9 protein-coding genes are annotated in these 8,918 nt (G+C 47.0%); 5 read left to right on the forward strand and 4 right to left on the reverse strand.

The genetic code is table 11. The annotated features are described in order from the left end of the window. The 3 genes from HQK80_13770 to genX form a co-directional block, all read left to right on the forward strand. A partial coding sequence (locus tag HQK80_13770) for a DUF3458 domain-containing protein (protein MBF0223270.1) occupies positions 1-1,854 on the forward strand: 1,854 nt, incomplete at its 5' end. A 165-nt stretch (positions 1,855-2,019) separates the two neighbouring features. After that, positions 2,020-2,583, forward strand: a complete 564-nt coding sequence (efp, locus tag HQK80_13775; protein MBF0223271.1) for an elongation factor P — start codon at positions 2,020-2,022, stop codon at positions 2,581-2,583. 91 nt (positions 2,584-2,674) lie between these two features. After that, entirely contained in the window at positions 2,675-3,580 is a 906-nt protein-coding gene (gene genX / locus HQK80_13780) for an EF-P lysine aminoacylase GenX (protein MBF0223272.1), read from the forward strand. 10 nt (positions 3,581-3,590) lie between these two features. Here genX and HQK80_13785 read toward each other — a convergent pair whose 3' ends face one another. Together HQK80_13785 and HQK80_13790 are read right to left on the reverse strand one after the other, a co-directional pair. Then, complete coding sequence (locus HQK80_13785; GenBank protein MBF0223273.1) at positions 3,591-4,694, reverse strand: SO_0444 family Cu/Zn efflux transporter; 1,104 nt, start codon at positions 4,692-4,694, stop codon at positions 3,591-3,593. 37 nt (positions 4,695-4,731) lie between these two features. Then, complete coding sequence (locus tag HQK80_13790) at positions 4,732-5,091, reverse strand: winged helix-turn-helix transcriptional regulator (GenBank protein ID MBF0223274.1); 360 nt, start codon at positions 5,089-5,091, stop codon at positions 4,732-4,734. Positions 5,092-5,335: 244 nt separating this feature from the next. On the opposite strand from HQK80_13790, the gene HQK80_13795 reads away from it, so the two are divergent. Together HQK80_13795 and HQK80_13800 are read left to right on the forward strand one after the other, a co-directional pair. Beyond that, a complete protein-coding gene (locus HQK80_13795; protein MBF0223275.1) occupies positions 5,336-6,073 on the forward strand; it encodes a PilZ domain-containing protein in 738 nt (245 codons plus the stop codon). A gap of 481 nt (positions 6,074-6,554) precedes the next feature. Next, positions 6,555-7,331: a hypothetical protein gene (locus HQK80_13800; GenBank protein ID MBF0223276.1), complete on the forward strand. Its 777-nt coding sequence runs from the start codon at positions 6,555-6,557 to the stop codon at positions 7,329-7,331. 41 nt (positions 7,332-7,372) lie between these two features. Here the strand turns inward: HQK80_13800 and HQK80_13805 are convergent, their stop codons facing one another. Together HQK80_13805 and HQK80_13810 are read right to left on the reverse strand one after the other, a co-directional pair. Next, positions 7,373-8,155, reverse strand: coding sequence for a uracil-DNA glycosylase (locus HQK80_13805; protein MBF0223277.1), 783 nt, complete (start codon positions 8,153-8,155; stop codon positions 7,373-7,375). Between the two features lie 129 nt (positions 8,156-8,284). Beyond that, on the reverse strand, positions 8,285-8,918 hold a 634-nt coding region (locus tag HQK80_13810), incomplete at its 5' end, for a ChaN family lipoprotein (protein ID MBF0223278.1).

Here is an 8,918-nt window from a genome sequence, read left to right on the forward strand (position 1 = left end):
TCGTATCAAAAAAAATTAGGCGCGCAGCTTGGAGTGGTTCCTGGCGCCGAACTCTTGGAGGCCACTAAGGTGGCCGCAGAACTGAATATTCCAGTTTCTCTCTGTGACCGTGAAGTACGTGTAACTTGCCGTGACTGGTTTCAGCTTAGCTTAAAGGAAGGACTCACCGTTTTCAGAGATCAGGAATTCTCCTCAGACACCAACTCCCGCGCCATCCAAAGAATTCGGGACGTTTCCTTCCTTCGGAACCACCAGTTCCCCGAAGACGCCGGGCCCATGGCCCATCCGATTCGCCCGGAATCGTATATTGAAATCAACAACTTTTACACACTTACCGTTTATGAAAAAGGCGCTGAAGTTATCCGAATGCTGCACACCATTCTTGGAGAAAAGTTGTTTCAAGAAGGCATGCAGCTTTACATAGCACGACACGACGGCTCCGCAGCCACAACTGATGAGTTCATTGATGCAATGGAAGTTGCACTCAAAAAATCCAGCGATCCAAATCGACCATCATCACTAGATCTTTTTCGCAACTGGTATTCTCAGGCAGGCACTCCGACTCTGACGGTCTCTTCACGTTATGACGAAAAAAATCAGATCTATGAACTTTCCGTCAAGCAGAGCTCCGGGGCGTGTGGGCATAAAGATATCAATCTCCACATCCCCCTTTCCATCGGACTTATCTCACCCGAAGGCTGTGAACTTGCTGTTTGTTTTGAGGGAGAAACAACGCAGGCAGCGTCAGGAAGCCACACCCTCCATATCACTCAAACGGACCAATCCTTTCGATTTGAAAAAATCGACCACCGTCCGGTTCCATCACTTCTCAGGCAGTTTTCAGCCCCGATAAAACTTAGCTATGAGTATTCCGACGATGAACTCGCTTTACTTCTTCTGCACGACACAGACTCTTTCAGTAAATGGGAGGCGGGACAACGTCTCTATATAAAACATCTATTGTCCTGTGTGAACCAATTCGCCCAGGGCCAGACGCCGCTCTACGATGAGCGTTTGACCAAGGTTTTTGCAACAATTCTTGAACCCGATTTTGACAAAGACAAAGCCTTTGTTGCCCAGATGCTCTTACTGCCCTCCGAGGACTACCTGGCTGAACAGCTTGATATTGTCGACATTGATGCTATCCATAACGCCCGCGAGTTTATTCGCACAAACATCTCAATAAAACTGCGCGATCTGCTGAAACAGACTTACATAGACAACCGCAGAGAGGAACCCTATAGCTATGACCCAAAACATTCCGGGCAGCGTCAGCTCAAGAATTTGTGCCTCAACCTGCTGCTTGCCTCGCCAAACGATGATGCTGAGGAACTGTGCCGTTCTCAGTTTGAACTGGCTGACAACATGACCGATGAAATTTCGGCTTTTCAAACTCTTGTGCACAGTGACAGCAATTTGGCGCGATTGGCGATCGACTCTTTTTTCAAGAAATGGCATAACGAGGCTCTGGTTATGGATAAATGGTTCGCTGTTCAGGCGACAGCGCCTAACCATGCCACATTTGCACGCGTCCAGGAGCTTCTTGAACACAGCCACTTCAACATCAAGAATCCAAATAAAGTACGGGCCCTGATAGGCTCTTTTGCCGGAGGCAACCCCATCTGCTTTCACCACATATCAGGTCAGGGCTATCGGTTTCTTACCGATCAGATTTTGCGCCTTGACCAGTTCAACCCCAATATTGCCTCGCGGCTCACCGGGCGGCTGAGTCACTGGCGTCGCTACGACACCACGAGACAAGATATGCTAAAAAACCAACTAAAACGGATACTTGCACAAGCCAAGGTCTCAAAGGGGGTGTACGAAATAGCCTCAAAAAGTATTGAAAAGTAGGCCGATAGCGTAAGGTATTTTCAGCGTCAACAGGCTGAACTGCGGAATATAGCTTTTCACCGCCGTCAAACACTTTACGCCTTGAAAAGCTTTTAATTTTTGGGTAAAAGTGCGTGGTAAAATCTAACCACTACGGCAGCAACTGATAAAACCTGGAGATGTATCATGTATAACGCCTCAGACCTGAAAAAAGGCCTCAAACTCGAAATTGATGGCGAGCCTTATGTTGTTACAGAGTTCACCTTTTCAAAACCCGGAAAAGGACAAGCCCTCTATCGGACGAAAATGCGTAATATGGTCAACGGCAACATGTTTGACCGTACCTACCGATCAAATGACAAGTTCAAAAAAGCCGAACTTTTAGAGCGTGCCATGCAGTTTCTTTACTCCCAGGGCGATGAATATATTTTTATGGACAATCAGAACTATGAACAGATTTCAGTCAGCAGGGAACAACTCGGTGACGATCTGAATTTCATGATTGACAATATGGACGTGCAGATCCTGCTTTTTCAAGGTAGAACCATCGGCGTCACCCTGCCGAATTCCGTTAATTTACGTGTTATCCAGGCCGACCCCTGGGCCAAAGGCGACACCACAGGTAACGATTCAAAGCCTGTTACCCTGGAAACCGGCTTTGTGATCCAGGTTCCTCCCTTTGTCAACCAAGGCGATCTTATCCAGGTCGACACCCGCACCGGCAGCTATATGACCCGTGTTAAAGAATAATCATTGCGTCTTTTGTTAAGGCTTTTAGTCTTCCAGTGCTGACGTTGCCCGATAAAAAAACAGGTGAAATGTGACGCAGCTTCTGGGGAAATTGCCTACAAAAGTATCATCTACCCTTAAAATTCTTGAAGAGCGTGCCGCCATCACCCAGGCTGTTCGCTCTTTTTTTATTGCTCGCTCATTTCTCGAAGTAGAAACACCAATCCGCATTCCGGCACCCGCACCAGAAACACACATCGAACCCCAGAAAAGTGAAGGCTGGTTCCTACAGACTTCGCCTGAACTTTGCATGAAAAGACTTCTTGCCTCTGGGTGTAACAATATTTTCCAGATATGCAAATGTTTCCGTAAGGGCGAACGGGGCCGGCTTCATCTCCCTGAAATGACTATGCTTGAATGGTACCGAACCAATGCTGACTACCAGCAGCTCATGCACGACTGTGAGAACTTGCTTCGATTCCTGATTCCAAACCAGAACCTTGTCCTTGGCAATAAAACAATTAATCTTAACGGCCCCTGGCTTCGCATCACCATCGATGCTGCCTTTAAGCAGTTTGCTCGAATGTCCCTTGAAACTGCTCTATCTACTGACAGTTTTGAGGAAATCCTGGTTGTGGATGTTGAACCAAAGCTTGGCATCAACACTCCGGTATTTCTAATTGACTATCCGGCAGAGATGGCCTCTCTTGCCAGGCTTAACCCGATAACCCCCCAAACAGCCCAACGCTTTGAGCTCTATATTGATGGAATTGAGCTTGCCAACGGTTTTTCAGAACTTAACGACCCGGTCGAGCAACGCCTTCGTTTTGAAAAAGAGAGAGAAGTAATTCACTCTGCCGGTAGATCTGCCGGACCTATGCCTGAGAATTTTCTGAACGATTTAGGCGCCATGCCCGACTCCGCTGGAATAGCCTTGGGATTAGACCGATTGGTGATGCTGCTTACCAACTCCCAATGCATCGATCAGGTCGTCACCTTTACCCCAGAAACCGTGTAATATTCGGCAGTTATCTACTGCAAGTTGATGAGCAACCCTTCCCCTTACCCCCTAAAAGTCGACTATACTGTCTTCTAAAGGCAGCGGACAAAGGCCGACACGAGAAGCCGAGCAAAACAAGAGCGGAAAGCGCCTGTAGCCAGAATGGCACTACCTCGCCGGCTGAACCAACCACAGCCTTAGCAGAGAGCCCCAGATATACGTAGACAGCATCCAAAGCCAATCCACAAAGCACACTTACTACCGCAATACATGAAAGATAGAGCCCTGTTGCACGCTTACCCAAAAGGCCTACAAGAACTGACAAAGATGCCGTGTTGGTTGCCGGCCCAACCAGCAGAAAAACTAAAGCGGCACCGGGACTGACACCCTTTACAATTAATGCGGCAGCAATAGGGGTTGACGCCGTTGCACAGATATACATTGGAATGCCAAACACTAACATTAATAACATTGTGCCAAGACCACCGCCCAGATAAACTGTTATATACTCCTCCGGTACCGCTGTTGTAATGATCCCGGCAAGGGCAATTCCAAGAAAAAACCAAACTGCCAGTTCGGCCCATAACTCACTGAAGGCGGATCGGGTTCCAATAACAATTTTTGCAATAATGGTCTGCCCCCCTTGTTTTTGCATTGGAATTGGCGTAAACCCCTGCCTCTTCGTCGAAAAGGGTTCAGCGAGCTTCGGGGGATTGATCAGATTCTCAAGAAATCCAGCAGTCAGGGCTGAAGCAAATGCAGCAACCGGCCTGGCAATAGTCATCAGCGGGTCAAGAAGGGCATAGGTTATTGTGATCGAGTCAACTCCTGATTCCGGTGTAGCAATTAGAAATGCAGTGGTCGCCCCATTATTAGCACCCTGTCTTTTTAAGGCCGCTGCTGCGGGCAAAACTCCGCAGGAACACAGTGGGAGTGGAATGCCAAAAAGTGCGGCCTTCACGACAGACAAAAATCTTCCCTTTCCCAAGTGCCTGGCCACATAGTCGGGCGAAATAAACTCCTTGAGCAACCCCCCGACGATCAATCCCAGAATAATATAAGGAGAGGACTCGAGAAATAATTCCAGCGAGGCTAAAGCTGTTTCGTGAATAAACGTAAAAAATACTTTCATAGAATCACCCAATTGGCCTGTGCTTAAATACTCGTCACTATCCTTCCCTGACATGCTCCATGGCCAGATTAACCAGCTTACCCATATGATCATCGTCGAGCCGGTAATATAAAACCTGCCCGTCTCTCCTGTTGGCAACCAGTTGCAGCTGACGTAAAGTCCGGAGCTGGTGACTGACTGCAGACTCAGTCACCCCCAAATAGGCGGCAAGATCACACACACACATCTCGGCAGTTGTTAAGGCCCAGATAATCTTTATGCGGTTCACATCGGCCAGGGCCTTGAACAAATTAGCCAGCGCCCCAAACTCCTGACCCTCCAAGGCATTTTTTTTAGCCGAAACCACACTTTCCAGGTGGACAACCCGACAACCGCACAAATCAGACGAACTTTTCATAGCACCCTCTTTTAGCATATGAGCATATGTTCATATATATGGCAAGCTGGTCGCTTTGTCAAACTGAAACTCCCGGAAATATCCAAACAAACAGGCTTAAAGATCTGCCCTGAGACTATACGCAACGACTTTTCATTGACAGTACAAAAAGCTAATGGTATCGCTTTGCTATCAATAAACGCGGCAAGCTCACTGCCTTTTGCTTTTTCAGCAGTATAACCCTAGCCCCTGATATTTTTCAAACATGCCCTTATACAAGACATCACACCCTAAACGCCCTGGCCCCAGCATATGGATTCAAACTGAATCAGGATACCAAAAGACCTGCTCCCCCTTGCTCATTACCAACTCCCTGGAACGGCTGAGGGAGGAACGTCGGTTTGTAACCCTGACCAATAAAAAATATGTTTCAGGTAACACCGTTCTTGTTGACTTCAGCACCAAACACCTGGAGATTGATCGCCCCCTGGATTGGCCTCTACAGATGGGAGGGCCCGTTTTTGTCCGCTTTCTGGACCGTGCAAACCTGCTCAACTACTACAAAGCTAAAGTAATCAAAGTTACCGATAATTCTATTTTAACGGAGTTTCCGGTTGAGCTTTTTCAACTTCAACGCCGCCAATTTTACCGAGTCTCCGTTCCCGGCCTGAACAATGTGACGCTCCAATGCAAGGGCAATGAATGCTCAGGTCTTATCGCACAAGACCTGAGCATCCGTGGCATCCTGATCAGTAAAAAATCCGGCCAGATCTTCGACATTGGCGATGAAGTTGAAAACCTGTGCCTGGAGATTCACTCCTCTGGGAAGAGTGTCTATTCCCAGCTCACAATTAGTCTCCAGGCCCAACAAGGCCAGGTTGTCCGTCTGGACAAAAACAGTGATCTCAATCAATACATAGCGGGTCTTAAGCTTTTTCCAGACCGAAAGGAGGAGAAGATTCTCCAGAAATACATTCACCAGCGAGAGCTTAGGGGCCGTTAAGAATTAACTTGTACTTTTTATCCAATTTCTTTACGGCCCCTTATGCCGTTAAGAATTAACAAACCCAAACTCCCTGAAATATTTCAAGCCCATTGGCGTTTTTTTTAACATCAGTAGATATATCGCGCATCCCGCCCCATAATCTGCTGCTTTCACGGAACTACAACCTCACAAAACAATCAGACCATTACCATTAAGCACTAGTACAAAATCACATAACAATTTGATAACACAGGGGATATAAAAATCAACCAATAGCCTGGATCGATTATTGCTAAATAAAACGTCCTTACCTGGCAAAGCCGGGTAAAGAAAGCCTTTGCCGTCGGAAAAGCGTCAAGGTGGCTGAGCCGTTTATTTCGTAACGGTCTCTAGATATGAAGAATACAAATGAAAAACATCAAGGTTTTATCAAAATTTCTGGGCCATGTTCTTAAGTAAAAACAGCTTCCTCCTCAATATTTGGCGTTTGCCTCTGCTAATGGCAGTTGTATTTACAGTAGTCACGGTGTGTCTCTCCGGTTGCCTTTCGACCATCAACCAGTTAGTGGATAGAAAACCCCAGCAGGCCCGCCGAGTTGCCTGTATCGGTGACAGCATTACCTTTGGCAAGGGGTTGTCAAACCGGGACTGGAACAGTTACCCGGCCCAACTGCGAAGGCTTCTTGGGTACGACTGGACAGTAAAGAACTTTGGCCTTGTTGATGCCACAGTCGCAAAAAATGACCACCGAGCCTACCTGCACAGTGATTTATTCAAGGAGGCCCTGGCCTTTAAGCCCGACGTGGTTATAATTGCGCTCGGAGCCTTCGACACGACCTACCCGGCATCGACCCATAACTACCTTTTTGATTACGACATTAAAGACCTGATCGATCCATTTTTAAGCTTAGAGACCAAACCTACTGTTTTTCTTTGCTACCCGGTTCCATCATGCGGCGACGAATGGACCAACTACACTATTTCCAATAGAAAAATAATCCATGACATTATCCCTCGAATCGATGCAATCGCCAAAGAGACCGGCCTGCAGGTCATTGATTTATACAGTGCCCTAGAGAATAAACCCGAACTGTTTGCTGATTGTGTTCTCCCAAACCAAAACGGCGCCAGGCGGATTGCTACAAGTGTTTACAGTTCAATTGTCCGATCACAATATTTGCCGGCAAGCGGACCAAAAACGCTCAATCGTGCCACCGCACCACCTCAGACAACTACTATGATTTTAAAACAGGTATTTCAAGGTTTGCTGGATTAATAGACAGGTTCCAGCAAAGAGCTCAAAAAGCATGGAGGGTGCTAGCCTTTTTTGAGTAGCTCACGCTGAACAAGTTGCAGGTCAATCCAGGCAGCCTTCTTCATTTCTGGTGTTTTCAACAGGTAGGATGGGTGGAAGATAGGAATCAGCGGGATCATTTTATATCGATGCACCCGCCCCCTAAGGTGAATAAGAAGTTTGTTGGTGCTCAACAGTGCCTGGGCCGCTAAAGGGCCCAGGGTAACAATAACTTTCGGTGAAATAATATCAATTTGACTTAGTAGAAACGGACGACAGGCAGAGAGATGGTCTTTTTCCGGCGGAGACTCTTCCGAGGCCCTGCATTTTACGATATTTGTCAGGTAGGTATCGTTTAAGTCAATATTAATGGCTTGGAACATTTTCCGGAGCAGTTCTCCCTGCTCATCACTAAACAAAACTCCCTCAGCATCATCAACCCTGTTCGGCCATTCACCAACAATAAACACTGTCGCATCAGCTGGGCCGGCTCCAAACAAGATCCTGGTTCTCCCCTCGTGAAGGCTACACCGGGTGCAATCTCCAAGCTCACGCTTTATATCGACAAGTGTTTTCTGGGTAAGGTCAACTTTTTTAAAGTCACGCGCCTCTTTGCAATGCGCGGCCTGACTGACCTCCGAGAACCTTTTCTTTGCGGGATCGGCATCAATATCCCGCAAAGGAATACTCAAAAACGAATGGATCGCCTCCGAGTTGAGGTAGGAATCTTGACCTAACGAGGCATGGAATCGCAATGTCTTTCCAATATCTTGCAGAATTTTACGCGGATTATCTTGAGTCTTCATTGTGCTTTTTGAACGACGGCTTACCTAAGCCATTGTCAGAAAATAACCTAGCCGTTTTAGTGAGCCAGATGGCATAAGGAGCCGTAAGGTAATGCATCATAAATAGCCATGTTGTTTTTTTGACGGCTCCTAAAGTTGCATCTCAATATCTATTTTTTTGTCATCCAGAAAAAAACGATCTCGCTGGACAGTAAGCAACAACTTGTCGCCTACCTTTTTCGTCATCATGAAAACCTTAACATCTTCAACACTATTTACCAACTCACCGTCAAGGGCAAGCAAAATATCCCCTGTCGTTATGCCTGCCTTTTCGGCAGGGCTCTGCGGCGAAATTTTTTCAATTACTATCTGCTCATTTTCAGTATCCATTCGCATGACAATCCCCATCAAAGCGACTCTAGGCAACTCCACCTGGGGCATAAATACGAGATAATCAACTTCAGGGGGGTGGAGCTCTCCACCGTCAGAGTTCAGAATAATTGCCTGAGCGGCGCCGATACGTCTTTCAACCCGAGGAGGAATCGCGTCACTCTTAACAACATGACCCCTGCCGGCAATTACGACCATCCGCTGCTCAGGATGATCAGTACAATACTCAGCAATGGTTTGGGCCATAATCTCATCCCAGATCGCCTGAGCCTGGAAAAAGCCATTAAACTGTTTCAAGTTGTTCTTGCCTGGATGCACTGCAAATACAGAATAGCTTCTATCCCGATACCCAGCAACATCAAGATCACGATCATCCGGCAGCTCGCTCAACTCC

This window comes from Desulfobulbaceae bacterium (assembly GCA_015231515.1).
Lineage (GTDB): Bacteria > Desulfobacterota > Desulfobulbia > Desulfobulbales > VMSU01 > JADGBM01.

Bases quoted from the DNA above. Each gene is read 5' to 3' on its own strand.
- efp (MBF0223271.1), top strand. From the start codon at position 2,020: ATGTATAACGCCTCAGACCTGAAAAAAGGCCTCAAACTCGAAATTGAT.
- HQK80_13785 (MBF0223273.1), bottom strand. From the start codon at position 4,694: ATGAAAGTATTTTTTACGTTTATTCACGAAACAGCTTTAGCCTCGCTG.
- HQK80_13790 (MBF0223274.1), bottom strand. From the start codon at position 5,091: ATGAAAAGTTCGTCTGATTTGTGCGGTTGTCGGGTTGTCCACCTGGAA.
- HQK80_13795 (MBF0223275.1), top strand. From the start codon at position 5,336: ATGCCCTTATACAAGACATCACACCCTAAACGCCCTGGCCCCAGCATA.
- HQK80_13800 (MBF0223276.1), top strand. From the start codon at position 6,555: ATGGCAGTTGTATTTACAGTAGTCACGGTGTGTCTCTCCGGTTGCCTT.
- HQK80_13805 (MBF0223277.1), bottom strand. From the start codon at position 8,155: ATGAAGACTCAAGATAATCCGCGTAAAATTCTGCAAGATATTGGAAAG.